The organism is Streptomyces sp. NPDC031225, from assembly GCF_055570355.1.
On record NZ_JBVIHJ010000024.1, the window covers coordinates 60,683 to 86,465 of the forward strand.

24 protein-coding genes and 1 tRNA gene are annotated in these 25,783 nt (G+C 70.5%); 15 read left to right on the forward strand and 10 right to left on the reverse strand.

Going from position 1 to position 25,783, the window contains the following annotated elements:
- Positions 1-103 precede the first annotated feature (103 nt).
- The 5 genes from ACZ48Z_RS33680 (at position 104) to ACZ48Z_RS33700 (ending at position 5,464) form a co-directional block, all read left to right on the forward strand.
- Positions 104-580 (forward strand): FtsB family cell division protein, encoded by a 477-nt coding sequence (locus tag ACZ48Z_RS33680; protein WP_468739688.1) that lies wholly within the window; start codon positions 104-106, stop codon positions 578-580.
- A gap of 42 nt (positions 581-622) precedes the next feature.
- Entirely contained in the window at positions 623-1,228 is a 606-nt protein-coding gene (locus ACZ48Z_RS33685; RefSeq protein WP_468739689.1) for a DUF501 domain-containing protein, read from the forward strand.
- The gene (locus ACZ48Z_RS33690) at positions 1,225-2,166 is read left to right on the forward strand and encodes a Ppx/GppA phosphatase family protein (protein WP_468739690.1); all 942 of its coding nucleotides are present in this window, start codon (positions 1,225-1,227) and stop codon (positions 2,164-2,166) included. Before ACZ48Z_RS33685 ends, ACZ48Z_RS33690 begins: the two co-directional genes overlap by 4 nt.
- Before the next feature lie 432 nt (positions 2,167-2,598).
- Positions 2,599-3,975: an NAD(P)/FAD-dependent oxidoreductase gene (locus ACZ48Z_RS33695; protein ID WP_468739691.1), complete on the forward strand. Its 1,377-nt coding sequence runs from the start codon at positions 2,599-2,601 to the stop codon at positions 3,973-3,975.
- A gap of 190 nt (positions 3,976-4,165) precedes the next feature.
- A complete protein-coding gene (locus tag ACZ48Z_RS33700; RefSeq protein WP_468739692.1) occupies positions 4,166-5,464 on the forward strand; it encodes a class I SAM-dependent methyltransferase in 1,299 nt (432 codons plus the stop codon).
- A 50-nt stretch (positions 5,465-5,514) separates the two neighbouring features.
- On the opposite strand, the gene ACZ48Z_RS33705 is transcribed toward ACZ48Z_RS33700, so the two are convergent.
- Together ACZ48Z_RS33705 and ACZ48Z_RS33710 are read right to left on the reverse strand one after the other, a co-directional pair.
- Complete coding sequence (locus tag ACZ48Z_RS33705) at positions 5,515-8,043, reverse strand: ABC transporter permease (protein WP_468739693.1); 2,529 nt, start codon at positions 8,041-8,043, stop codon at positions 5,515-5,517.
- Positions 8,043-8,813, reverse strand: a complete 771-nt coding sequence (locus tag ACZ48Z_RS33710; RefSeq protein ID WP_468739694.1) for an ABC transporter ATP-binding protein — start codon at positions 8,811-8,813, stop codon at positions 8,043-8,045. Before ACZ48Z_RS33710 ends, ACZ48Z_RS33705 begins: the two co-directional genes overlap by 1 nt.
- Before the next feature lie 390 nt (positions 8,814-9,203).
- On the opposite strand from ACZ48Z_RS33710, the gene ACZ48Z_RS33715 reads away from it, so the two are divergent.
- A tRNA-Leu gene (locus ACZ48Z_RS33715) sits at positions 9,204-9,287 on the forward strand.
- A 38-nt stretch (positions 9,288-9,325) separates the two neighbouring features.
- On the opposite strand, the gene ACZ48Z_RS33720 is transcribed toward ACZ48Z_RS33715, so the two are convergent.
- A complete protein-coding gene (locus tag ACZ48Z_RS33720; RefSeq protein ID WP_468739695.1) occupies positions 9,326-9,586 on the reverse strand; it encodes a hypothetical protein in 261 nt (86 codons plus the stop codon).
- Between the two features lie 593 nt (positions 9,587-10,179).
- Positions 10,180-10,584 (reverse strand): helix-turn-helix domain-containing protein, encoded by a 405-nt coding sequence (locus ACZ48Z_RS33725; RefSeq protein WP_468739696.1) that lies wholly within the window; start codon positions 10,582-10,584, stop codon positions 10,180-10,182.
- Positions 10,585-10,816: 232 nt separating this feature from the next.
- On the opposite strand from ACZ48Z_RS33725, the gene ACZ48Z_RS33730 reads away from it, so the two are divergent.
- From ACZ48Z_RS33730 to ACZ48Z_RS33755, 6 genes are all read left to right on the forward strand, one after another.
- On the forward strand, positions 10,817-11,032 hold the full coding sequence (locus ACZ48Z_RS33730; protein WP_468739697.1) for a hypothetical protein: 216 nt from the start codon (positions 10,817-10,819) through the stop codon (positions 11,030-11,032).
- A gap of 52 nt (positions 11,033-11,084) precedes the next feature.
- Positions 11,085-11,303, forward strand: coding sequence for a hypothetical protein (locus ACZ48Z_RS33735; RefSeq protein ID WP_468739698.1), 219 nt, complete (start codon positions 11,085-11,087; stop codon positions 11,301-11,303).
- A 94-nt stretch (positions 11,304-11,397) separates the two neighbouring features.
- Complete coding sequence (locus ACZ48Z_RS33740; RefSeq protein ID WP_468739699.1) at positions 11,398-13,332, forward strand: zinc metalloprotease; 1,935 nt, start codon at positions 11,398-11,400, stop codon at positions 13,330-13,332.
- Positions 13,333-14,038: 706 nt separating this feature from the next.
- On the forward strand, positions 14,039-14,713 hold the full coding sequence (locus tag ACZ48Z_RS33745; RefSeq protein WP_468739700.1) for a hypothetical protein: 675 nt from the start codon (positions 14,039-14,041) through the stop codon (positions 14,711-14,713).
- 195 nt (positions 14,714-14,908) lie between these two features.
- Positions 14,909-16,084, forward strand: a complete 1,176-nt coding sequence (locus ACZ48Z_RS33750) for a 4-hydroxybenzoate 3-monooxygenase (protein WP_468739701.1) — start codon at positions 14,909-14,911, stop codon at positions 16,082-16,084.
- Between the two features lie 150 nt (positions 16,085-16,234).
- The gene (locus ACZ48Z_RS33755; protein WP_468739702.1) at positions 16,235-17,107 is read left to right on the forward strand and encodes a Bax inhibitor-1/YccA family protein; all 873 of its coding nucleotides are present in this window, start codon (positions 16,235-16,237) and stop codon (positions 17,105-17,107) included.
- Positions 17,108-17,169: 62 nt separating this feature from the next.
- Here the strand turns inward: ACZ48Z_RS33755 and ACZ48Z_RS33760 are convergent, their stop codons facing one another.
- On the reverse strand, positions 17,170-17,400 hold the full coding sequence (locus ACZ48Z_RS33760) for a DUF4287 domain-containing protein (protein ID WP_389110140.1): 231 nt from the start codon (positions 17,398-17,400) through the stop codon (positions 17,170-17,172).
- A gap of 132 nt (positions 17,401-17,532) precedes the next feature.
- Here ACZ48Z_RS33760 and ACZ48Z_RS33765 point away from each other — a divergent pair, with 132 nt between their 5' ends.
- On the forward strand, positions 17,533-17,817 hold the full coding sequence (locus ACZ48Z_RS33765; protein ID WP_468739779.1) for a hypothetical protein: 285 nt from the start codon (positions 17,533-17,535) through the stop codon (positions 17,815-17,817).
- A gap of 30 nt (positions 17,818-17,847) precedes the next feature.
- On the opposite strand, the gene ACZ48Z_RS33770 is transcribed toward ACZ48Z_RS33765, so the two are convergent.
- From ACZ48Z_RS33770 to ACZ48Z_RS33780, 3 genes are all read right to left on the reverse strand, one after another.
- Positions 17,848-18,639 (reverse strand): hypothetical protein, encoded by a 792-nt coding sequence (locus ACZ48Z_RS33770; RefSeq protein ID WP_468739703.1) that lies wholly within the window; start codon positions 18,637-18,639, stop codon positions 17,848-17,850.
- A 289-nt stretch (positions 18,640-18,928) separates the two neighbouring features.
- Positions 18,929-20,149 (reverse strand): acetyl-CoA C-acetyltransferase, encoded by a 1,221-nt coding sequence (locus tag ACZ48Z_RS33775; RefSeq protein ID WP_468739704.1) that lies wholly within the window; start codon positions 20,147-20,149, stop codon positions 18,929-18,931.
- 418 nt (positions 20,150-20,567) lie between these two features.
- Complete coding sequence (locus tag ACZ48Z_RS33780) at positions 20,568-21,596, reverse strand: SGNH/GDSL hydrolase family protein (RefSeq protein WP_468739705.1); 1,029 nt, start codon at positions 21,594-21,596, stop codon at positions 20,568-20,570.
- 159 nt (positions 21,597-21,755) lie between these two features.
- Between ACZ48Z_RS33780 and ACZ48Z_RS33785 the strand changes: the two genes are divergently transcribed.
- Entirely contained in the window at positions 21,756-23,144 is a 1,389-nt protein-coding gene (locus ACZ48Z_RS33785; RefSeq protein ID WP_468739706.1) for a cystathionine beta-synthase, read from the forward strand.
- A gap of 364 nt (positions 23,145-23,508) precedes the next feature.
- Here ACZ48Z_RS33785 and ACZ48Z_RS33790 read toward each other — a convergent pair whose 3' ends face one another.
- Complete coding sequence (locus tag ACZ48Z_RS33790; protein WP_468739707.1) at positions 23,509-24,333, reverse strand: helix-turn-helix transcriptional regulator; 825 nt, start codon at positions 24,331-24,333, stop codon at positions 23,509-23,511.
- Positions 24,334-24,514: 181 nt separating this feature from the next.
- On the opposite strand from ACZ48Z_RS33790, the gene ACZ48Z_RS33795 reads away from it, so the two are divergent.
- Positions 24,515-25,276 (forward strand): SDR family oxidoreductase, encoded by a 762-nt coding sequence (locus ACZ48Z_RS33795; RefSeq protein ID WP_468739708.1) that lies wholly within the window; start codon positions 24,515-24,517, stop codon positions 25,274-25,276.
- A gap of 14 nt (positions 25,277-25,290) precedes the next feature.
- Here the strand turns inward: ACZ48Z_RS33795 and ACZ48Z_RS33800 are convergent, their stop codons facing one another.
- Complete coding sequence (locus tag ACZ48Z_RS33800; protein WP_468739780.1) at positions 25,291-25,719, reverse strand: hypothetical protein; 429 nt, start codon at positions 25,717-25,719, stop codon at positions 25,291-25,293.
- Positions 25,720-25,783: the final 64 nt, after the last annotated feature.

The following is a 25,783-nucleotide window of genomic DNA, read 5'->3' on the forward strand; positions in this document are numbered from 1 at the left end:
CGAGGGCTGATCCTCGGCCCCGTAGTAGGCGTCGTACGTACGTCCCCGTACCCGGTCCCGTACCGTGTGCGGGGACGTACGCACGTAGAAGGGGAGGCGGGACATGGCCGTGAAGGACCGGGACCGGTTCTCCACCACGACCAGGATCAAGCTGCTCGGCGAACAGACGGCGGCCCGCGTCTACCGCTCCCAGACCAAACGGCAGGCCCGCCGTTCCCGGCTGACCGGCCGGGCCGCGCTGCTCGCCCTCGTGCTGTGCACGCTGGTGGTGGCGCTGGCGTACCCGATAAGGCAGTACGTCTCCCAGCGCGCCGAGATCGCCGACCTCCAGCGGGAGCAGGCGCAGGCCGCCGCGCGGGTCGAGAAGCTGCGCGACCTCAAGGCACGCTGGCAGGACGACGCGTACGCGGAGCAGCAGATCCGGCAGCGGCTGCACTATGTGATGCCGGGGGAGACGGGCTTCATCGTCGTCGACCCGGACGCGGCCAGGCAGTCCCGCACCGACCTCGGCGCGGCCGACCGCCCCTGGTACGCGAACGTCTGGGACGGCGTCGACAAGTCCGACGCCTCCGACCGGTGAACCGACAGACCCACAGCCCCACAGACCCGTAGAAAGACAGGCATGGAAACGCCCCCGCCCTCCACCCCCCGCACCGAGCCGACCGACGCGGATGTCGAGGCCTTCAAGCAGCAGCTCGGACGGCCCCCGCGCGGACTGCGGGCGATCGCGCACCGCTGCCCCTGCGGACAGCCGGACGTGGTGGAGACGGCCCCGCGCCTCCCCGACGGCACGCCCTTCCCGACGACGTACTACCTGACGTGCCCGCGCGCCGCCTCGGCGATCGGGACGCTGGAGGCGAACGGCGTCATGAAGGAGATGACGGAGCGGCTGCAGACCGACCCGGAGCTCGCGGCGGCCTACCGGGCCGCGCACGAGGACTACATCGCGCGCCGTGACGCCATCGAGGTCCTCGACGGCTTCCCCAGCGCGGGCGGCATGCCGGACCGGGTGAAGTGCCTGCACGTCCTGGTGGGCCACTCGCTGGCCGCGGGCCCGGGCGTCAACCCGCTGGGCGACGAGGCGATCGCGATGCTGCCGGAGTGGTGGCGCAAGGGCGCGTGCGTGAAGCCCTTCGGGCCCCCGACCGGTGAGGGGTGGCAGGTGGACGTCTCCGAGGACGGCAAGGGCCACTTCGCCTTCAAGCCGGCCGAGGACGGTGACCGATGACCCGCGTCGCCGCAGTCGACTGCGGTACGAACTCGATCCGGCTCCTCGTCGCGGACTGCGACCCGCAGACGGGTGAACTCGTCGACCTGGACCGGCGGATGACCATCGTGCGGCTCGGCCAGGGCGTCGACCGGACCGGGCGGCTGGCCCCCGAGGCCCTGGAGCGGACCTTCGCCGCGTGCCGGGAGTACGCGGCGGTCATCAAGGAGCTCGGGGCCGAGCGGCTGCGGTTCGTCGCCACCTCCGCCTCCCGGGACGCCGAGAACCGGGACGAGTTCGTCCGCGGGGTCATCGACATCCTCGGGGTCGAGCCCGAGGTCATCTCCGGCGACCAGGAGGCCGAGTTCTCCTTCACCGGGGCGACCAAGGAACTCACCGGCAGCGACAACCTCGCCAGGCCGTACCTCGTCGTGGACATCGGCGGCGGTTCCACGGAGTTCGTCGTGGGCGACGACCGCGTGCGCGCCGCGCGCTCCGTGGACGTGGGCTGTGTGCGGATGACCGAGCGGCACCTCGTGCAGGACGGGACGGTCAGCGACCCGCCCACCGCCGCGCAGATCACCGCCATGCGCGCCGACATCGAGGCCGCTCTCGACCTGGCCGAGGAGTCCGTCCCGCTGCGCGAGGCGCGCACGCTGGTGGGGCTCGCCGGGTCCGTCACCACCGTGGCGGCGATCGCCCTGGAGCTGCCCGCGTACGACTCGGAGGCCATCCACCACTCCCGGGTCTCCCTCGACCGCGTCCGCGAGATCACCGACCGGCTGCTGCGCTCCACGCACGCCGAGCGGGCGGCCGTCCCCTCCATGCACCCGGGCCGCGTGGACGTCATCGGCGCCGGGGCTCTCGTCCTGCTGTCGATCATGGAGCGGATCGGCGCCGAGGAGGTCGTCGTGAGCGAGCACGACATCCTCGACGGCATCGCGTGGTCGGTCGCCTGACCCTCGCCGGTGCCCTCCCCTGAGCAGGGAGAACAACGTATGAGCGCGTCCGGGGGGCCCTTCGGGGCCCCTCGTTCTCGTGCCGCCGAGAAAGTTCGTGAAGTTCTTCACAAGGAATTGGGTCCCGTCGGACGAGGAATGTGGTCCGGTTGACCCTTCCGGGGGCTCAACACCCCTGTGAACACGTTCAAAACGGTGGGATGCGGACCTCGCGCGAGGGGTGCGCGAGGGGGCTGCGAGGGTGCCTCACGGGAGGGTCTTCGGCACGGAGGGGCAGCTCACGCGGCATTGACAACGGTGATCCCTACACCGTGGTTCCCACCTCGTGCCATGACCTGGATCACGCGAGTCGCGGAGGATAACACACCCTCTGCAAGAGCTTGTGAAGGGGCGCACGAGCGACCCCCCTGGGGCGGGTGGATACTCGATGGCATGAGCACCACGGAGCGTCCCAGGATCCTCGTAGTAGGCGGTGGGTACGTAGGCCTGTACGCAGCTCGGCGCATTCTCAAGAAGATGCGCTACGGCGAGGCGACCGTCACGGTCGTCGACCCCCGGTCGTACATGACCTACCAGCCCTTCCTCCCCGAAACCGCCGCCGGCAACATCTCCCCGCGCCACGTCGTCGTCCCGTTGCGACGCGTGCTGCCCAAGGCGGAGGTCCTCACCGGCCGGGTCACCACCATCGACCAGGACCGCAAGGTCGCCACGATCGCCCCGCTGGTCGGCGAGGCGTACGAGCTGCCCTTCGACTACCTGGTGATCGCGCTCGGCGCGGTCTCCCGCACCTTCCCGATCCCCGGCCTCGCCGAGCAGGGCATCGGCATGAAGGGTGTCGAGGAGGCCATCGGCCTGCGCAACCACGTCCTCGAGCAGCTCGACAAGGCCGACTCCACGAAGGACGAGGAGATCCGCCGCAAGGCGCTCACCTTCGTCTTCGTCGGCGGTGGCTTCGCGGGCGCGGAGACCATCGGCGAGGTCGAGGACATGGCCCGCGACGCGGCCAAGTACTACACCAACGTCGCGCGTGAGGACATGCGGTTCATCCTCGTCGACGCCGCCGACAAGATCCTGCCGGAGGTCGGCCCCAAGCTTGGCCAGTACGGCAAGGAGCACCTGGAGAGCCGCGGCGTGGAGATCTACCTCTCCACCTCGATGGACTCCTGCGTCGACGGCCACGTGGTGCTCAAGAACGGCCTGGAGGTCGACTCCAGCACCATCGTGTGGACCGCCGGCGTCAAGCCGAACCCGGTCCTGTCCCGCTACGGCCTCCCGCTGGGCCCGCGCGGCCACGTGGACACCCAGGCCACGCTCCAGGTGCAGGGCACCGACTACATCTGGGCCGCCGGCGACAACGCCCAGGTCCCGGACCTCGTCGGCCGCAAGGCCGGCAACGAGAACGCCTGGTGCCCGCCGAACGCGCAGCACGCGCTGCGTCAGGCCCGCGTCCTCGGTGACAACGTGATCTCCGGTCTGCGGGGCTTCCCGCAGAAGGAGTACAGCCACGGCAACAAGGGCGCCGTCGCGGGTCTCGGCCTGCACAAGGGCGTCGCGATGATCGTCATGGGCAAGGTGAAGATCGCGCTCAAGGGCCGCCTCGCCTGGTACATGCACCGCGGCTACCACGGTCTGGCCATGCCGACCTGGAACCGCAAGGTCCGCGTCTTCGCCGACTGGACCCTCGGTATGTTCCTCAAGCGCGAGGTCGTCTCCCTCGGCGCGATGGAGCACCCGCGCGAGGAGTTCTACGAGGCCGCGAGGCCCGTACCGGCGGCCGAGCCGAAGAAGACCGAGGCGAAGGCCTCCTGACCTGCTCCGGTCACTGATCCACCCCGAAGGACCTCCCGCCATCCGTGGTGCGGGAGGTCCTTCGGCGTTCAGGAAGCCTGGCTGCTACATCCGTTTTGCCCAGCCGTGACCAGGCACCGGGACTGCACGCCGCCACATCGATGTTTACCAGGTGGACAATTCCGGGATCCTCGTCACGGAGGTGTGCGCCATGCCAGACGCCGCGCTGCGGCTCAGAGCCCTCTTCGAACAGTTGCTGGAAGTGCCGCTACCGGTGCGGATCCGCGCCTGGGACGGATCGGAGTCCGGGCCGCCGGACGCACCCGTGCTGGTCGTGCGCAACCGGCGGGCCGTGCGCCGGATGCTGTGGAAGCCGGGGGAGCTGGGGCTCGCGCGGGCGTGGGTGGCAGGGGACCTGGGCATCGAAGGGGACCTCTACACCGCCCTCGGACTGATCTCAGGACTGGTCTGGGAGCGCGACGAGGACACCCGCGGTCTCGGCCGGGCGCTGCGCGACCCCGAGGTCAGGGCCGCCGTACGCGGACTCGTGGCCCTCGCAGGACCGCCGCTGCCGCCCGCACCGCCTCCCGAGGAGATCCGCAGACCGCGCCGGCATCTGCACACCAAGCGCTCCGACAAGCGGGCCATCAGCCACCACTACGACGTCGGCAACGACTTCTACGAGCTCGTCCTCGGTCCTTCGATGGTGTACTCCTGCGCCTACTGGGAGGCCCCCGAGCCCGACGGCACCCTGGAGCGCGCCCAGCGCGACAAGCTCGACCTGGTCTGCCGCAAGCTCGGACTGAAGCCCGGACAGAGGCTCCTCGACGTCGGCTGCGGCTGGGGCTCGATGGCCGTCCACGCCGCCCGCGAGTACGGCGTGAGGGTCGTCGGCGTCACCCTCTCCCAGGAGCAGGCGGCCTACGCCCGCAAGCGCGTCGCCGAGGAAGGGCTCACCGACCGCATCGAGATCCGGGTGCAGGACTACCGGGACGTCACCGACGGGCCGTACGACGCGATCTCCTCCATCGGCATGGCCGAACACGTCGGCGCCGAACGGTACCTGGAGTACGCCGAGGACCTGCTGAAGCTGCTCCGGCCGGGCGGGCGGCTGCTCAACCACCAGATCGCCCGGCGCCCGCACCGCGACGAATCGGCGTACACCCTCGACGGGTTCATCGACGCCTACGTCTTCCCCGACGGCGAACTCGCCCCCCTCGGCACCACCGTCACCCAGCTGGAGCGCGCCGGGTTCGAGGTGCGGGACGTCGAGTCGATCCGTGAGCACTACGCCCTCACCCTGCGCCGCTGGGTCACCAACCTGGAGGGCGAGTGGACGCGTGCGGTGCGGCTCGCCGGGGCCGGCCGGGCCCGGGTCTGGCTGCTCTACATGGCCGCCTGCGCCCTCGCCTTCGAACGCAACCGCATCGGCGTCAACCAGGTCCTCGCCGTCAGGGCTCCCGAATCCGGCGCCTCCGGGCTGCCGTTGCGCACCCGCACCTGGAACTGAGCAGCAAGAAGGGGCCCGTTGCCGGGCAACGGGCCCCGACCGCCGTACGGCTACTCCGCCTTGATGGCGGCCAGCATGTTCATGCGGGCCGCCCTGCGGGCCGGCCACAGCGCGGCGAGGATGCCCACCGTCGCCGCCAGGAGGAGGAAGACCGCCATCCTGGCCCACGGCACGACGAGTTCGTACGTCGGCATCTTCGTGCCGAGGAGCTCACCGGCGGCCCAGCCGAAGAACACGCCCAGGCCGATGCCGAGCACCCCGCCGAAGAGCGAGATGACCAGGGACTCCAGGCGCACCATCCGCTTGATGCCCTTGCGGTCCAGGCCGATCGCGCGGAGCATGCCGATCTCCTGGGAGCGCTCGAAGACCGACATCGCCAGGGTGTTGACGACCCCGAGGACGGCGACGATCACCGCCATGGCGAGCAGGCCGTAGAGCATGTTCAGCATCAGCGTGAACATCTGTGCGATGGAGTCGGAGAGGTCCTTCTTGTCCTGGACCTTGATGGCCGGGTTGGAGCCGAGCGCCTTCTCCAGCTTGTCCTTCGTGGCGTCGGAGGCGCCGTCGGACGTCTTCAGCATGACCTGCATGTCGGTCACGTCGTTCAGGTGCGGGGAGACCGTCGCGGTGTCGAGCATGATGCCGCTGATCAGGTCGTTGCCCTCGTACACCCCGGAGACCGTGAGCTTCTGCGCCTTGCCGTCCTCGTAGTGCGCGGTGAAGCCCGAACCCGCCTTCCAGCCGTACGACTTGGCGGTGTCCGCGTCCACGACCACCCGGGCGCCGCCGACCTCGAACGCACCGTTGTCGACCTTCAGGTCGGTCAGCTTGCCGATGGCGGAGCCGTTCACACCGGTCAGGTACTCGGTCCGGCCGTCGATGCGGGCGACCGCGTTGCGCAGCGGGCTGACGGCGGTGACGTCGCCGACGTTCCGCAGCTTCTTCTCGACGTCCGGCGAGAGATCGTGGCCGTTCGCCATGGAGACGACGTAGTCCGCCCTGATCGCCGCCGTCGCCATCTTGTCGATCGACTTCTGGAGGCTGCCCGCCATCACCGTCATCCCGGTGATCAGGGTGAGACCGATCATCAGCGCGGAGGCGGTGGCGGCCGTACGGCGCGGGTTGCGCACCGAGTTCTGGCGGGCCAGCTTCCCCGAGATGCCGAACACGCGCATCGCCGGGGCCGCCGCCGCGATCAGCGGGCGGGAGAGGAGGGGGGTGAGGATGAAGACACCGATGATCAGCAGGACCGCGCCCATGCCCATGGGGGCCTGACCGTCGGAGCCGTCCATCGTCGTCGCCGCGAGGACGACGGCGACACCCGCGCCGCTGAACAGCGCGCCCAGCGTGTTGCGCAGCACCAGCGACTTGGTGGTCGCCTTCGCGTGCAGGCTGCTCATCGCCGCGACCGGCGGGATCTTCGCCGCCCTGCGGCCCGGCAGCCAGGCCGCCAGCATGGTGATCAGGACGCCGACGGCGAGAGCCGCGCCGACCGTGCCCGGCGTGATGACGAGCGGCCCGTCCGGGACGGTCGCGCCGAGCGAGCCCATCAGCGAGCGCAGTCCGGCCCCGATGCCGATACCGGCGATCAGACCCGTCACGGCGGCCACCAGACCGACCACGAACGCCTCGACCAGCACCGACCGCGTGACCTGCCTGCGGGACGCGCCGACCGCCCGCAGCAGCGCCAGCTCCCTGGTGCGCTGGGCGACCAGCATGGTGAAGGTGTTGGCGATGATGAAGGTGCCGACGAACAGCGCGATACCCGCGAAGACCAGCAGGCCCTGCTTCAGACCGCTCGTCTGCGAGGAGATCAACCGGGCCTGGGAGTCGGCGAGTTCCTTGCCGGTCGTGGTCTCCACCCGGTCGGCGGGCAGCACCTTCTCCAGAGCCGCCTGCAACGCGGTCTGGGAGGTGCCGGCGGCCGCCTTCACGTCGATCTCGTCGTACGTTCCCGGCTTGCCGAACAGCTTCTGGGCGGTGGCCGTGTCGAACAGCGCGAGGCTGCCGCCGGCCGTGACGTTGCCGTCGTCGGTGGTGAAGATGCCGGTGACGGTGGGCTTCAGAACCGGGCCGTCGATCGAGAGGCGCACGGTGTCGCCCACCTTGTAACCGGTCCGCTTCGCCGTCTCCGAGTCGATGGCGACCTGGTTCGCGCCGTGCGGCGCCGAGCCCTCGGCCAGCGGGTACCGGGGGTCCCTGGTGCCCGAGTAGTTGCCGCCCTGCGACTGGAAACCGCCGCCGACGAGCTTGCCGTCCTTGCCGGCGATCGCGGTGAAGCCGTTGACCACGCCGATCGCCCGGGCGGCGCCCGGCACCTCGGTGCTCCGGTCCAGCAGAGCCTGCGTCAGCTCGTGGCTCTTGCCGATCGTGTTGCCCTTGTCCTCCTCGGACTTGGCGGTGACGGCCACGTCGACCTGGTCGAAGCCCTTGGCCGAACTCTTCTGGTAGGCCTCGGAGATGGTGTTGGTGAAGACCAGCGTGCCGGACACGAACGCCACGCCGAGCATCACGGCGAGCACGGTCATCAGCAGTCTGGCCTTGTGCGCGAACACGTTGCGCAGGGCGGTGCGGAACATCAGGAGGTACGGCCCTTCGCGTCGAACCGCTTCAGGAAGTCGAGCACGTTGTCGGCGGTGGGCTTGTACATCTCGTCGACGATGCGGCCGTCCGCGAGGAAGACCACCCGGTCCGCGTAGGCCGCGGCCACCGGGTCGTGGGTCACCATGACCACGGTCTGCCCCAACTCCCGTACGGAGTTGCGCAGGAAGCCCAGGATCTCGGCACCGGCGCGCGAGTCGAGGTTCCCGGTCGGCTCGTCACCGAAGATGATCTCGGGCTTGGAGGCCAGTGCCCGGGCCACGGCGACGCGCTGCTGCTGGCCGCCGGAGAGCTGCGAGGGGCGGTGTCCGAGACGGTCCCGCAGGCCGACCATCCGGATGACCGAATCCAACCACTCCTTGTCCGGCTTGCGGCCCGCGATGTCCATCGGGAGCGTGATGTTCTCCAGGGCCGTCAACGTCGGCAGCAGGTTGAACGCCTGGAAGATGAAACCGATCTTGTCCCGCCGCAGCTTGGTCAGCTGCCTGTCCTTCAGCGAGCCCAGCTCGGTCTCGCCGATCCGGACCGAACCGGAGGAGAAGGTGTCCAGTCCGGCCACGCAGTGCATCAGCGTGGACTTGCCGGAGCCGGAGGGGCCCATGATCGCGGTGAACTCGGCCTGCCGGAACTCGAAGGTGACCCGGTCCAGGGCGACCACCTGGGTCTCGCCCTGTCCGTAGATCTTCGACAGATCCGTGGCGCGTGCGGCCACGGTGGTGGCCCGGCCGGCGACGGGTGTGGTGGTCACAGGATGGAACTCCTAGCGGGACGACATCGTGGAGGACGTCTTCCATCGTGCTGGCCGGAGCCCGCCGTGTAGTCAGCCGCAGTCCTGGTTCCGGGGGCAGACTTCGGACGGACCGCGCGGCTCGCCGTCATACCTGGGGATGACGGCGGCCCCTGATCGGGGCCCGTGCAGAGAACAGGTGGAGCGTCCTCGTTCGGACGGTGAAATTCCGTCATTCCGCATGCGCGGCCGGGGGTCCCGCGCAAGGCTATTGGCAAGTGCGGATGGCCTGTTCCATGGTCTGATGCACCCTCAGACATCAATAAAATAAGACAACATCGGTCCGCCCGCCCGCTGTTGGAAGGATGCGTCCCGATAGGCTCGGAACTTCAAACGCGGAGCCCATGACCTGCCCGGATGGTGGAATGCAGACACGGCGAGCTTAAACCTCGCTGCCCCTTCGCGGGCGTGCCGGTTCAAGTCCGGCTCCGGGCACTTTCGCGCCCACGTGGTGGTTCTCCACCCGTGGGTCGTCACCCCTCGTACACGGTCAGTACCGCACCGTCGATCTCGATCCGGCGGCCCGCGCGCAAGCCGTCGCGGCACAGTGTTCTCAGGCAGGTGTGGAAGAGGGGCAGCTCGTCCGCGTCAAGGACGGCAGCGGCCAGTTCCATGAGCTCGGTCACTGACTCGTCGGTCAGTACGTCGGGCAGTTCGCCGGAGAGCAGAACGACCGATTCACCGGCCGGTCCACGGACCACGACCGTGGCCGGACCGCCATGCACGAACAACACATTCCCCCCTGGGAGCCCGGGGTCGTGCGGCTCTCGCTCCTCGGGCAGGACGAGAGACTAGCGGGCGGCACCGGCACTTTCGGGTGCAGTCGAATTCTTTTTCCGACTTCACGGAAGAGTGAACATCCGCGATCGCGGAGCGCCGGGACCTGCTTCCGGACGGTCACTTCCTTGGCCAGGGGTGGGGTCTTGGGTGGGGGTCCCGCCGGGTGGGGGCGTGGACGTTCGTTTCTCGGCCCGGGGCGGTTGCCGGGCACGGAGTGCCGGCCGCACTCCGTGTGGAGCGGGCGGACCGCGGACGCGCATGACCGGTCCGGTCCGGGCGGGGTTGCCGGCGAGGGGGAGCAGGGTGCGGCGGGGCGCTGCGGCGCGGTCCGTCCCCCGGGCGGGGGTCCGAGCGGGGTTGTTGGCGGCGGTGGCTCGGGGTGCCCGCGGCCCGTTCCGGGGGCGGGCCCCGGTGGGGTCGTCGGCGAGGGCCGGCGGGGTGTTCCGGAGCGGTTCGTCCCCCGGGTGCGGGGTGGGGTGGCGGTGGCCCCGGTGCCCGCGGACCGGGTGTTTCGGTGGGGCCGGGTCTCCGCTCCGCGGGCCGGGTGTTACTTCTTCGGTGCCGGGGGTGTGGAGCGGTCCAGGAGGGACTCCACGAGGGCGGCGACGTGGCGGCGGTCGTCGGCCGAGAGTTGCTGGACGCTGGCGATCAGCAGGTCCACCTCGGGGTCGGCCGGGCGGGCGGCGCCCTCGGAGTCCTGGCCGGCCGGAGTGCCGTACACGTGGATGCCGCAGGCCTCGGCGGCGGAGCGGCGCACGGTGTCCAACGACAGTTCCAGCCCCTTGGACAAGCCCTCCAGGGTGGTCGACTGGGGCATGCGGACGACGCGTTCGGCGGTCGCCAGGTGGTGGACGGTGGAGCGCGGGATGCCACCGCGGCGCGCCACATCGCCGTAGGACCAGCCCTTGCGGTCCAGGCGCTCACGGATCAACTGCTGGAGTGCGTTGGCCACGGGTGGGTCACTTCCTGCTCGCCGCTCGGCGGAACCGTCCATGTCGGGGCCGATTCTACGGGCGGCCCCACCCCGCACCGAAAGAGTGATTCCCCGAACGGGTTGCGCGACGGCCCCGCGAGGCCCTAGTGTCCAATCTCGTTGGACAGCACGTCCGACCAAGTTGGACAGAGTGCGGGGGGAACCTGACTCGGTCCGACCGGAAATGCCCATCCCTGAGGGGGACCTGATCATGATGGACGCACACGAGCTCGAGGCCGAGTCCGCGGAGCTGCTGCCGGGCCGTGAGGCCCTGGGCAAGCTGAAGTTCAGCTTCAACCGGACGACCAACGTGACCAAGCACGTCGCGAACGTGGAGGCGCACAACTCGTCCCTGGCCCTCAACGACCACTCCGTGTCGTCCGTGGCCAGCTCCGGCGCCTCGCAGACCATCAGCATCAACCAGTAGCTCCCGCGCACCACCTCCACAGCCGTCGTCACCACCTGAAAGGACATCCATCATGAGCATGGACATGCACGAGCTCGACACCGAGTCCGCGGAGCTGCTGCCGGGCCGTGAGGCCCTGGGCAAGCTGAAGTTCAGCTTCAACCGGACGACCAACGTCACCAAGCACATCGCCAACGTCCAGGCCGACAACCAGTCCGCGGCCGTCAACGACCACTCCGCGTGGTCGGCCGCCGAGTCGCAGGCCTCGCAGTCGATCTCCGTCAAGCAGTGACCCTGCGCTGACGACGTCCGCCGGGGCGGACCGCGCACAGGTGCGGTCCGCCCCGGCGGTCATGAGGGGGGCAGGACATGGGGGGAGACCACGTATGACAGTGCTCGGAGGCGGGACCCCGACGCTGTACGACTCCGGGCCGGTGCCCGGGCCCGGCGGCTGGCCGGTGACCTACGAGCAGGTGGCGACGGGCAGCCTGCCGGTCGTCGAACAGCGGTTGGTGCCCCGGCTGAGCGCGGGACTGCGGCTGCACGGCGAGTACCAGGGGTCGGGATTCACCGAGCCCAAGTACATCGCCCGTCGGGGGGACGGGCAGGTCGTGCAGCTGTCGCGGCTGCTGCACCTCGTGGCGTCGTCGGTCGACGGCCTGCGCGACATCGAGTCGATCGCCCACCGCGTGAGCGCGCGATTCGGCCGAGAGGTCAGCTCCGACAACATCCGCTACCTGGTGGAGAAGAAACTCGAACCGCTCGGGGTGACCGTCCCCGAGGGCCAGGAGAGCGACGAGGTCGACGCACCCCGCTCCGACCTGCTGCTCGCGCTCAAGGGGCACCGGGTCATCTTCAACGAGCGGCGCACGGACCGGATCGCGCGGACGCTCGGCTGGCTGCACAGGCCGGCCGTGGTCGCGGCGATGCTGCTCGCGGCCGTGTCCATGGATGTGTGGCTGTTCGGCTTCTTCGGGGCGATCGAGCCCGTCCTGGAGGTCCTCGACCAGCCGGTGCTGATCCTGCTCGTCTTCGGACTGACCGTGGCCTCGCTCGTCTTCCACGAGTTCGGCCACGCCTCCGCGTGCAGATACGGCGGCGCCCGGCCCGGCTGCATCGGGTGCGGGATCTTCCTCATCTGGCCGTCGATGTACACCGACGTCACCGACGTCTACCGGATCGGACGCGGCGGTCGGATCAGGACCGACCTGGGCGGGGTCTACTTCAACGTCGTCTTCATGCTGGGCATGGCCGGGCTGTACTTCGCCACGGGGGAGCAGTTCTTCCTGGCGGCGGTCTACCTCGGGCACTTCGAGATCCTCGAACAGCTGATGCCGGCCGTGCGGCTGGACGGCTACTACATCCTGGGTGACCTCGCCGGCGTCCCCGATCTCTACGGCAAGATCAGGCCGATCCTGCTCAGTCTGGTGCCGGGGCGGAAGGGACGTGCCGCGCGCAAGGAGGTCGCCGGGCTGAAGAAGTCGGCGCGGACCATCGTGGCCGTGTGGGTGCTGACCATGGTGCCGCTGATCATCGGCGAGATGGGCTACGCGCTGTGGAACCTGCCCAGGATCCTCGCCACGATGACCCGGTCCACGGTCGAGCAGTTCTCCGGCACCGGGGCGGCCCTCGCGGACGGCAAGGTCGTCGACGGGCTCGTCGGGGTGCTGGGCTGTCTGATGCTGCTGATCCCGATGGGCGGGGTCGTCTACCTCTCCGTGAAGATCGGCGGACGGATCCTCCGTGCGGCGAAGCGGTCCACGGCGGAGCGGCCCCTGTTGAGGGTGACGCTGTGCGCGGTGATCCTCGCCGGGCTGACGGGTCTCAGCTACGCCTGGACGTCGGGTCTGACACCCCAGCCGCTCCCGAAGAAACCCCCGATCGCGCCGATCCTCCAGCCCGGGGTCTCGACGGAGGAACCGGAGCCCCGGCAGGCCGCGACTCCCGACGGCGACGCCTCGACTTCGGGCGGCAACGCCGTGGACGACCCGGCGGGCACCGGTTCCGGCGCGGCCGCACCGTCGGCGGCGGGCCGTCCCCCGGGCTCCGACGCCCCGTCACCCGGTGGCTCCGCCGCCGCATCGGCGTCCGCCTCACCGGCGGCGTCGGCGTCGGCACCGGGCGCGTCGACGGGGGGTACCTCCCGCGGTCCGGCGTCCCCGGCCCAGGGCACCTCGACGGCCCCGGAACCGTCGTCACCGGGCACGGGCGAGGGCCCGTCCAGCCCCGCCGCGTCACCGGTCCCGTCGGAAAGCGCCCAGCCCTCACCCGCCGACTCCCCGTCCTCCCCACCGTCCGGCGGACCACCGGGGACACCCTGAACGACCCGACTCCGGGGCGGGGCGCGGCCGGTCCGGAACCGGGTCGGGACCGGCCCTGGGACGAGGGCGCGGCCGGTCCCAAGCCGGAGCTGCGGCCGGGCAGGCTCCCAGCCGGTCTGCACCGGGGCTGTGACTGGTCCCGATTCAGGACCGGCCGGTGTCTCGGCCCGGTCCGTGACCGGTCCGACGCCAGGGTTGTGCCCCGTCCCGATCCAGGGGCGCGGCATCCCGGGCAGGGGTCGTACCCGGTCCCAAGCCGGGGCGCAACAGGCCTCGGCCTCGGAGCCGGGTCGTGACTGGCCCCCGATTCGAGACCGGCCGGTCTCGATCCGGGGGCGCGGCCAAGCCCGGGACGGGGCCGCGACCGGTCCCGACGCGGGGCGCTGCCGACCCCGCGGCCAGGGCATGGCCGGTCCACGTCGGGGGCTGTGGCAGGCCCCCGGCTGGGGTTGCCGCCGGTCCCCGAGCCAGGGGAGTGGCCACCCCGAAGGCGGGGCGTGGCCGCACCCCACCCGGGACCGTGGCAGAACCCCGAGCCGGGGCCCTCGCAGGTCCGAACCGGGGCCCTCGCAGGGGGTCCGGACGGGGCATCGCAGGTCCGTCCGGATCAGGGCCGTCGTGAGCCTCCGGCCGGAACCGAGGTCGGTCCCGAGTCGGGGTCGGCGCCCCCCACATCCGCACTGATCCATGAACCTGAGGAGATCCCTTGAGCAGTCATCGAAAACCCCGTTCCGCCTCTCCGCTCACCCGGCGTGCCGTCCGCGTGGGGCTGTTCGCCGCCGGGGTCGCCGGGGTGGCGAGTGCCGTGCCGGCGCAGGCCGCCACCGGGGGGCCGTCGCGGCCCGCCGTCGCGTCGGACCATGTCTTCAGTCACGCCGACCGGCTGGACCACACGGAGACGAAGGACTCGTTCACCATCCGGCAGTACGGGAAGGTGAACGCCGCCGCCGTGCGCAACCAGGCCAACGCGGTCTCGGCGGGCTGCTCCGCCGACGACGCCTGCCGTTCGGTCGCGCTGTCCTTCCAGATCGTCACGTTCGCCGGCGACCAGACCCGTCTGAACGCCGTGAACCTCAGCGACGCCGCCAACAAGAACTGCACCGGCTGCCAGACCCTGGCCGGCGCCTACCAGTTCGTGGTGTCCACGCCCACCCCGCTCACCCTCGACCCCGCCCACCGCCGCCAACTCGCCGACATCCACCGCCGACTGGACGCGCTGACCCGTTCCAGGGTCCCCGCGGCCGATCTGCGTACCCAGGCCGACGGCCTCGCCGCCGAGGTCAACGCCGTCCTCAAGGACGCCGTGGCCGACGCCCCGAAGGGTGACGCACAGGACGACGTCACCATGCACCGCCACCTGGACGGCTGGCCCGGCCGCTGACCTGTCGGCCATCCGGCCCGCGGCAGCCTTCCGCGGGCCGGACGGCCGTGCAGACCGTTGACATCGGCAGACCCTGAGCGCAAACTCGGGACACTCAAGTGAAATAAACTTCACCTCGCGAACAGTGTGAACAGCGCGAGCAATGAAACAGCCACTGGCGTCAGCCGAGAACCAAGGTCTCCGAAGGGAACCCCGATGCGCACCACCGTCGGCATCATCGGAGCCGGCCCCGCCGGTCTCCTCCTCGCCCGGCTCCTGCACGGCGCCGGCATCGACTCGGTCGTCCTGGAGAGCCGGGACCGCGCCTACGTCGAGCACCGCCAGCGCGCCGGGATCCTGGAACAGGGCACGGTCGACGTGCTGCGCGAGGCGGGCGCCGGTGAGCGCATGGACCGCGAGGGGCTCCCGCACGACGGCATCGAGCTGCGCTTCGACAGGAAGCGCCACCGCGTCGACTTCCCCGCCCTCACCGGCGGCCGGTCCGTGATGGTCTACGCACAGACGGAGGTCTGCAAGGACCTCATCGCCCTCCAGCTCAAGGACGGCGGCCCGCTGCTGTTCGAGGCGGAGGCCCTGGCCGTCGAGGGGGCGGACGGGGACAGCCCACGGATCCGCTTCCGGCACGAGGGCCGCGAGGACGTCCTGGAGTGCGAGTACGTCGTCGGCTGCGACGGCTTCTGGGGCGTGGCGAGGAAGGCGATCCCCGCCGAACTGACCCAGGTGTTCGAGCGGACGTACCCCTTCGCCTGGCTCGGCATCCTCGCCGACGTCCCGCCCTCCCACGACGAACTCGTCTACGCCCGCCACGACCGCGGCTTCGCCCTCCTGTCCATGCGCTCCCCGTCCGTGTCCCGCCTCTACCTCCAGGTCCCGGAGGGCACGGACGCCGAGAGCTGGGGCGACGAGGAGATCTGGGACGAACTGGAGCGCCGCTTCGAGACCGACGACGACTGGACGCTCGACCGGGGACCCATCACCCAGAAGTCCGTCACCCCGATGCGCTCCTACGTCCACGAGCCCATGCGGCACGGCCGTCTCTTCCTCGCCGGCGACGCGGCGCACATCGTGCCGCCCACCGGCGCCAAGGGCCTGAACCTCGCAGTAGGGGACGTCGTGACCTTCGCGAGGGCGCTGGCGTACAAGAAGGAGACCGGTTCGACGGAACGCCTCGACGCCTACTCCGAGACCTGCCTGCGCCGGGTGTGGCAGGCCGAACGGTTCTCGTACGACATGACGGGCCTCCTGCACCGGTCGCCCGACGCCACCGCCTTCGAGGACCGGATGCAGCGGGCCCGGCTTGAGCGGATCGCCGGGTCGAGGGCGGCCGAGACCGACCTCGCCGAGGGCTACACCGGCTTCCCCTTCGAGTGAGCGGCCCCTCCGGTCCCGGGAATCACGCGTACGCGTAGCGTGTTGGCCAGCACATCGAGGGAAGATCCTCCTCAAGCACTAGGGTCATTCCTTTGCCTACCTATTACTCTTGAGGGCAAGGCCCACACACGGTGGCCACGGAGGAGTGAAATGAGGAGCAGCAACCCGGTCTTCTCGCGACGGGGCTTCAGCCGCGACAACGGCTACGCGGGCTTCAACACCGCGCCGCAGGCCGGGGGCGCAGCCGTAGGCGCGCAGGGCACCAACCCGTACGCGAGCAACCCCTACGCCCAGCAGGACCTTCAGCAGGGGGCGCCGCCGCAGGCCCCGGTGACCACCGGCCGGATGACGATGGACGACGTCGTCATGCGCACCGGCACCACGCTCGGCATCCTGATCGTCACGGCAGCGCTCGCCTGGGTGCTGCTGCCGGTCGACGACGCCAACATCGGCCGCTCGTACGGCATCGGTATCGGCGCCGCGCTGATCGGCATGGTCCTGGCGCTCGTCCAGTCCTTCAAGCGCAAGGCCTCGCCCGCGCTGATCGTGTCGTACGCCGCGTTCGAGGGCGTGTTCCTCGGCGTCGTCTCCAGCGTCGTCGACAACCGCATCGCGTCCGGTGCGGCCATGCAGGCCGTGATCGGCACCCTGGCGGTCTTCACCGCCGTGCTGGTGGCGTACCGGGCCGGCTGGATCCGCGTCAACCGGCGGTTCTACGGCTTCGTCATGGCGGCCGCGCTCGGCTTCGTCCTGCTGATGACGGTCAACATGCTGTTCGCCGTCTTCGGCGGCGGTGACGGCCTCGGCTTCCGCAGCGGCGGCCTCGGCATCATGTTCGGCATCATCGGCGTCCTGCTCGGCGCGTGCTTCCTGGCGCTGGACTTCAAGCAGGTCGAGGACGGCATCGCCTACGGTGCGCCGAAGGAGGAGGCCTGGCTGGCGGCGTTCGGTCTGACGCTGACGCTGGTGTGGATCTACATGGAGTTCCTGCGGCTCATCGCGATCCTCAACAGCAGCGACTAGTACACACGCGGCATGTGAAAGGGCCCCGGGTTCCCACCCGGGGCCCTTTCCCGTGTGCGCGGCTAGGAGTACCTGCGCGCGGCCCTCCTCAGGTCGTACTCGTGGATGAGAGCTTTCGCGTGGCCGTACGCGAGGTTGTGTTCGTGGCGGAGCCAGCTGACCTTCTCCTCGAAGCGGAAGAGAGCCGGGCCGTCGTCGACGGTGCGGAGCCAGTCGGATACTTCACGACCGGTGCAGTGAGGGATGCGGGCGAGCATGTTGCGGTGGGTCTCCTCGGAGAAAACTTGGGACATCGGCGCCTCCGTGCGCATGGGCTGTAAGCCGGTCCTTCAGGTCACCGTGCCTGAGCGTTCGCGTGTTGGCAACAGTCCCGGTGGGACGCGTACGGTTGCCGGGTGGCTGATACCGAGCGTCTGACCCAGGCCGTGGACCACTTCGCCGACCGGTTGCGCGCCGCGCCGCAGTCCCGCTTGCAGCGGGGCGCCGCCGCTGAGGCGCTGGGGCTGGCCCGGGAGTTCGCCCGTCGGGCGCAGCTTCTGGAGGAGCCGGGTACGTCGTCGCTTCGCGAGATGCCGGATGCGGGGATGTTCGCCGCGGCCGACCAAATCACCGTCGCCGTGCATGACTTGGCCCTCGTGCTCGACGACGAGGGCCAGGTTTCCGAGGCTGTGCGGTTGGTGGAGGAAGCCCAGAAGCGGGCCGGGGTCTGAGGTTCGGCGGGGGCGACCAGCCCCGCGCCGTCAAAGGCTCGCTATGACCCGGTCCGCCAGGATGTAGACGTTCTCCTCGCCGCACGCGAACGTCAGCGTGTACGCGCCCGAGATGCCCGAACCGCCCAGCAGGACCGGGGTCTGGCCCGCGCGCAGCGCCGCCGAGAGGCGTTCCGCCGTCTCCCGGTGGCCCGGGGTCATGCAGAGGGTCGTGCCGTCGGCGAAGACGTAGACGTCGAGGGTGCCGAGCGGGCCCGGGCGGACGTCGGCCAGTTCGGTGCCGGAGGCGGCCAGTTCCTCCAGGGTCGCCACCGTGCGTTCGTGGTCGCCCACGGCGGGTGAACCGACCGGCACGAAGTCCGGGTGGGAGGGGTGGCGGCGGCGGGCGGCGGCCAGTTCGGGGCTGTCCCCGGCGAACTCGTCCGCGTCCGTGGTCGGCTCCGTCACCGACTCCAGCGGCTCCAGGCCCACGAAGTCGGCCTGCCGGGGCAGGAACAGCTCGCTGTCGGGCAGGCCGAGCAGCGAGGGCGCCTCGGAGGCGTCACGGGACTCCTGGGCGGCCCAGAAGGCACGCGCCTCGGCGAGTTCGCGCTCGCGTTCCTCGGCGAGGGCCTCGGCCACGGCGGCGCGTATCTCGTCGACGTCAGCGGCCGGGCGGGCGGCCGGTACGAGACCCCGCAGCGGCACGGTGTTGTTCTTGGCGATCTCGGTGTGCAGGGCGGCGACCTGTCGGCGCAGCACCATGAGGGTGCGCAGGACGGCGACGCCCACGGCGCCGGTGGCGGCCGTGGTGACCAGCAATGCGATCGGCATGGCGCTCACTGACGTACTCCCGGTTCAAAGTCGACCCCCGACTTCCTACATCAGCTTGAAGGGCGGACTATCCAGCTGTCAGTGCGTAACGTCACGAAACGGACAGGACTTTGGGCCCGGGGTTTGGGGGTGAAACTGCTCTGACCTGCGTAAATCCCTTACGGAAGGGAGATAGGTCACATCCTGGGGGAGATTGGATCACAAATGGGCCCAGAACCCAGGAGTTTCCCGGGTTCTGGGCCAAAGGGTGGCGCTGTGTTCCCGCGCGGCTACTTTCCGTACGGATATGGGGTGTTGGTCAGCTCAGGCGCTCGATGACCATCGCCATGCCCTGGCCGCCGCCCACGCACATGGTCTCCAGACCGAACTGCTTGTCGTGGAACTGGAGGGAGTTGATGAGCGTGCCCGTGATGCGGGCGCCGGTCATGCCGAAGGGGTGGCCGACGGCGATCGCGCCGCCGTTGACGTTCAGCTTCTCCAGCGGGATGCCCAGGTCGCGGTAGGAGGGGATCACCTGGGCGGCGAACGCCTCGTTGATCTCGACCAGGTCGATGTCGTCGATGGTGAGGCCGGCCCGGCGCAGGGCCTGGTTGCTGGCGTCCACCGGGCCGAGGCCCATGATCTCGGGGGAGAGGCCGGAGACACCGGTCGACACGATGCGGGCGAGCGGGGTGAGGCCGAGCTCGCGGGCCTTGGTGTCGGACATGATCACGACCGCGGCGGCACCGTCGTTGAGGGGGCAGCAGTTGGCCGCCGTGACGAGGCCGTCGGGGCGGAAGACCGGCTTCAGGCCCTGGACGCCGTCGAGGGTGACGCCGGCGCGCGGGCCGTCGTCCTTGGAGACGACCGTGCCGTCGGGAAGCGTGACCGGGGTGATCTCGCGCTCCCAGAAACCGTTCTTGATGGCTTCCTCGGCGAGGTTCTGCGAGCGGACGCCGAACTCGTCCATGTCCTGGCGGGTGACGCCCTTGGTGCGGGCCAGGTTCTCCGCGGTCTGTCCCATCGCGATGTACGGGTCGGGGAGCAGGCCGTCCTCGCGCGGGTCGTGCCAGCTCGTGCCCTCCTGGGTGGCGGTGGCGGCGGTGCGGGCCTGGGCCTCGGCGAAGAGCGGGTTGGTGGTGTCCGGGAGGCCGTCGGAGCTGCCCTTGGCGTAGCGGGAGACCATCTCGACACCGGCCGAGATGAAGACGTCGCCCTCGCCTGCCTTGATGGCGTGCAGGGCCATGCGGCTCGTCTGCAGCGAGGAGGAACAGTAACGGGTGATCGTGCAGCCCGGCAGGTGGTCCATGCCCATCTGTACGGCGACGATCCGGCCCAGGTTGTAGCCCTGCTCGCCGCCGGGGAGGCCGCAGCCGAGCATCAGGTCGTCGATGTCGTGCGGGTCCAGCTCGGGGACCTTGGCGAGGGCGGCCTGGATGATCGTGGCGGTGAGGTCGTCGGGGCGCAGGTCCTTGAGCGAGCCCTTGACGGCGCGGCCGATGGGGGAGCGGGCGGTCGAGACGATCACGGCTTCGGGCATCACGGCTCCATTGGCATGCGGGGGTGGTCTTCCGGGCGTGGCTGATTGCGAAGTTACCCGGACGTATGGCTCAGGTCACGGGAGTGGCGGTGTGACCTATGTCTAAGCGCTTGCTTTTCGCCCCCGCCGCCCCTACCCGTCCCGTCCTTCAGGGGGCTCCGCCCCCTGAACCCCCGCTCCTCAAACGCCGGAGGGGCTGAAAACAGACATGGCGCCGGAGGAGCCGAAGGACAGATCGGACGCCGGGAAGGGGTGAAGGAGAGACATGGCGCCGGGAGGCGCCGAAGTGCAGACATGGCGCCGGGAGGCGCCGAAGTGCAGACATGGCGTCGGGAGGCGCCGAAGAGCAGGCATTGCGTCGGGAGGCGCCGAAGAGCAGGCATTGCGTCGGAGGGGCTGAGGCTGAGTGGGGCCGGGGTCAGACGCCGGTTGGGCTGGTGGGGGATGGTTCCGTTGCGCGGACGCGCCGCCTGCGCCTGCGCTTGAGCAGTACCCAGGGCCCCTTCGGGCCCGTCGGCATCGCCGCCACGACCTCCGTGCCGGGCTCGGACACGGCCTCCGCCGCCGCCCTCGCCACCGGCAGGAAACCCTCACGGCGCGAGACGTCCGGACGGTCCTCGTCCGCCGGCCAGAGGCCCAGCGCGGCGCACACCGTCGGCAGCACCGCCATCGCCGCCGTCGCGTAACCCTCCGCGGAGGGGTGGTAGTTGTCCGGGCCGAACAGCTCCCGCGGGTTCGCCGCGAACTCCGGGCCCAGCAGGTCACCCAGGGACACCGTGCGGCCGCCCTGTTCGACCGCGCCGATCGTCTGGGCGGCCGCCAGCTGGCGGGAGGCTCTGCGGGCCAGCCAGCGCAGGGGCTGCTGGACCGGCTCGATCGTGCCCAGGTCGGGACAGGTGCCGACGACGACCTCGGCACCTGCCGTGCGCAGCCGCCGTACCGCCGAGGACAGATGACGCACGGAGCGCGTCGCCGGCATCCGGTGTGTCACGTCGTTCGCGCCGATCATGATCACGCAGACGTCGGGGACCCGGCCGGGATCCGCCAGCGTCAGCGCGACCTGGCGGTCCAGATCGTCGGACGTGGCCCCCGGAAGGGCGACGTTGCGGAACTCCACCGGCCGTTCCGCCACCGCTGCCAGGCCCGAGGCCAGCAGCGCGCCCGGCGTCTGGCCCGCCCGGTGCACACCCTGGCCCGCGGCCGTGGAGTCGCCCAGCATCACCAGCCGCAGGGCGGGTTCACCGGGCGTGGCGTAGACATGGCCGTACCGGCCCTCGGCCTGCGGGACGTGCGGCGTCACGCCGTTGCCCACCTGCCGTCGCGCCAGCCGTGCCTCCGCCAGCAACAGCCCCATGGCCGCGGCGCCGACCAGACCGATCCCGCCGCCGCCGTACGCCGCGCCCGCCGCGATCCGCCGGGCCACCCTCGCCCTCGACATGCTCGTCATACGTCGCGCCACCTCCGTCGTACCCGCTACACACACTCCTTGCCCCGCACGGACCGTGGCCCAATCCCAACAGGGAGTGAACGGCCGTCATGGCGCCCGATCAGGCCATAGGCTGGCGGAACCATTTCGACCACTTCCTTGCAGCATCCGGAGACAACGGTGCAATTCCACGACTCGATGATCAGCCTCGTCGGCAACACCCCGCTGGTGAAGCTCAACAGCGTGACCAAGGGCATCCGGGCGACCGTCCTGGCCAAGGTCGAGTACTTCAACCCCGGCGGTTCCGTGAAGGACCGCATCGCGCTGCGCATGATCGAGGCGGCGGAGGAGAGCGGGGCACTGAAGCCCGGGGGCACCATCGTCGAGCCGACCAGCGGAAACACCGGGGTCGGGCTCGCCATCGTCGCGCAGCAGAAGGGGTACCACTGCATCTTCGTGTGCCCCGACAAGGTGTCCACGGACAAGATCAACGTGCTGCGGGCCTACGGCGCCGAGGTCGTGGTGTGCCCCACCGCCGTCGACCCCGAGCACCCGGACTCCTACTACAACGTCTCCGACCGGCTGGTCCGTGAGACGCCGGGGGCCTGGAAGCCGGACCAGTACTCCAACGCCAACAACCCCCTCTCCCACTACCACTCCACCGGCCCTGAGCTGTGGGAGCAGACGGAGGGGCGGATCACCCACTTCGTGGCGGGCGTCGGCACCGGCGGCACGATCTCCGGGACCGGGCGGTACCTGAAGGACGCCAGCGACGGCAGGGTCCAGGTCGTCGGCGCCGACCCCGAGGGGTCCGTGTACTCGGGCGGCTCCGGGCGGCCGTACCTCGTCGAGGGTGTCGGCGAGGACTTCTGGCCGACCGCCTACGACCGGACCGTGGCCGACGAGATCGTCGCCGTGTCCGACAAGGACTCCTTCCAGATGACCCGCCGCCTCGCCAAGGAGGAGGGCCTGCTGGTGGGCGGCTCCTGCGGCATGGCCGTCGTCGCGGCGCTGCGGGTCGCCGAGCGGCTCGGCCCGGACGACGTCGTGGTGGTCCTGCTCCCCGACAGCGGACGCGGCTACCTCTCGAAGATCTTCAACGACGAGTGGATGGCCGACTACGGCTTCCTGGAGGACGAGGGCCCCAGCGCCCGTGTTGCCGACGTCCTCAACGACAAGGTGCACGGCGCCATCCCCTCCCTCGTCCACATGCACCCGGACGAGACCGTCGGCCAGGCGATCGAGGTGCTGCGGGAGTACGGCGTCTCGCAGATGCCGATCGTCAAGCCGGGCGCCGGTCACCCGGACGTGATGGCCGCGGAGGTCGTCGGGTCGGTCGTGGAGCGGGAGCTGCTGGACGCGCTGTTCACCCAGCGGGCCTCCCTCGGCGACCCGCTGGAGAAGCACATGTCGTCCCCGCTGCCCCAGGTCGGCTCCGGTGAACCGGTCGGCGACCTGATGCAGGTGCTGGGTTCGGCGGACGCGGCGATCGTCCTCGTCGAGGGCAAGCCCACCGGAGTGATCAGCCGGCAGGACCTGCTGGCTTTTCTCGCCAAGGGCGGGAAGTAAGCGCATCCTGCGGGAAAACGTCCGGTGAACAGGGCGTGGACGCGATGAACTTCCGGTTTCCCACCGAAAAGGTGGACTTCGCGGAACTGGTACGAGGGCGTCACGTCCACGCAGCACACGCTTAACACGAGTCCGGCACATTAGTGGATGTCGGCAGGGCGGGAGCGGCTCCCCGCCCCAGCCGACACCGAACGTCCAAGGACCTCCGGAGCGGCTCCCGGACCTCCAAGGACGCTGGACGTCAGACCAGGCCTGACCCGGTCGACGTCTCTCGCGGGGACCGCCGTCGTCCCGCCCCCCGGCAACGGGGGTGCGGCGGTCCCCGCGCATATACTTTTCTGCGGGTTCCCGGATTCCCTCCGGTTCAGTGGGCTGTCGCCCAACTCCCCAGCAGCTGCAGTCGTTCCGCCGTCTCCGAACCCGGCTCCGGCGTGTAGACCACCATCGTCTGCCCCGGCGTCTCCGGGAGCGTCAGCGACTCGTACGGGAAGGTCAGCCGGCCCGCGACCGGGTGCCGGAGACTCTTCACGCCGTGCATGCACGCCCTTACCTGGTGGTCGGCCCACAGCCGGCGGAAGTCCTCGCTCTTGAGGGAGAGTTCGCCGACGAGTTCGCGCACACCGCGGTCCTCGGCGTGGGCGCCCGCGCTCAGCCGCAGGGTGGCGACGCACTGGGCGGCGACCGCGGCCCACTCGGGATAGAGGTCGCGGCCGTCGGGCTCCAGGAAGAGATGGCGGACGATGTTGCGCCGGGCGGGTTCCAGGCGGCTGAAGCCGTGCAGGGCGTCCGCGAGGGTGTTCCAGGCCAGGACCTGCATGGCGGGTCCGACGACGAAGGCCGGGGTGCGCTCCATGCTGTCGAGCAGCAGCTGGACGCCGGGGCGGACGCCCGGCACGCTCCGGTGGCGCCCGTCCTTCCGGGACGGCCGGGCCACCGTGAGCAGATAGGCGTGCTCGGTCTCGTCCATGCGCAGCACCCGGGCGACGGAGTCCAGAACGGCGTCCGAGATGTTCGGCCCGCGGCCCTGCTCAAGGCGGATGTAGTAGTCGACGCTCACCCCGGCCAGCTGAGCCACCTCCTCGCGGCGCAGCCCGGGCACCCGGCGCCGGCCGTACGAGGGCAGCCCCACCTCCTCGGGCCTGATGCGGGCGCGCCGCGAGCGCAGGAAGTCTCCGAGATCGCCGTCCATGCGTTCGATCGTAGGGGAGAGGCGGGCGCGGAACCTGGTACTGGCAGACCCAGGAAAAGCTCATCCCTGGGTACGGCGGCGCGGACGACGCAGAGTCGGGGACGAGGCCGGGGAGCCGTCACGACGGACTCCCCTCCGGCCTTGCGACCCACGATCTTCCGATCTTCCGAGGAGCACTTCCATGTCGTACGAGAACCTGGCCGGCCGTACCGCCGTCGTCACCGGGGCCGCGAGCGGGATCGGCGAGGCGATCGCCGTGACGCTGGCCGCGCAGGGGGCGAGGGTCGCGCTGCTGGCGCGGCGCGCGCAGCGGCTCGACACCGTCGTCGAGAAGATCCGGGGCGACGGCGGGCAGGCGCTGGCCGTGGTCGCCGACGTCACCGACGACGCGTCCGTCGCGGCCGCCGCGGACCGGATCCACGAGGCGTACGGAACCGCCGACCTGGTCGTCAACAACGCCGGGGTCATGCTGGCGAACCCGATCGAGGACGCGCGCGTCGACGAGTGGCAGTCGATGATCGACACCAACGTCACCGGGGTCCTGCGCGTCACCGGCGCCTTCGCCGAGGACCTGGGGGAGGCGGCCGCGCAGGGCCGCAGCGCTGACCTGGTGAACGTCTCGTCCGTCGCCGCGCACCTGACCGGCTTCCCCGGTTTCGCCGTGTACGGGGCGACGAAGGCCGCGGTCACCCATCTCTCGGCGCTGCTGCGCACCGAGTTCGGCCCGCGGGACGTCCGGGTCACCAACATCGAGCCGGGCGTGACCGAGAGCGAGATCGCCACCCACCTCGACGACCGCGGGCGGGAGCAGATCGACGGGCTGGCCGACACGTTCGGCGCGCTGGCGCCCGGAGAGCTCGCCGACGTCGTCGCCTACGTCACCAGCCGCCCCCGGCACGTCAACCTGCGCCAGGTCATGGTGCTGCCGACCCGGCAGGCGTGAGGCCGAGCGCCTTCTCAGCCCTCCCAGTCGCTGTCCTGGGCCTTCCGGTGGCGGCGGCCGCGGAAGATCTCCGGGTTGGACTTCGCGGCCTGGAAGGCGTTCACGCCGACGATGCCCGCCCAGGCCACCAGGAGCCCGGGAAGGTGGGCGAGGCCGCCGCCGATCGCGGAGAGCGGGATCGCCAGCACCAGGGAGACGATGCCGAAGCCGAAGCGCTCGCCGAAGGAGTCGGTGGACTTGGGCGAACGGGCGCCCCGGGCCGACACCATCTGCTGCTCGGCGAGCTGCCGGCGCACCCGGCGGTCCACGACGCCGTCGATCCGCTGGTCGACCTTCTCCAGGAACGAGTCGACCAGCGCGGACTCGTACTCCTCGCCCAGTTCCCTGCGCGCATGCAGGGTGGCGTTGAGTTCCTTCGTGAGTTCGGGGTCCCGCGCGTCCATTCCGGTCATGGGTTCAGAGTAGGAAGCGGGCGGGTGCGCCGCACTGGGGATAGCCCCCCTGTCC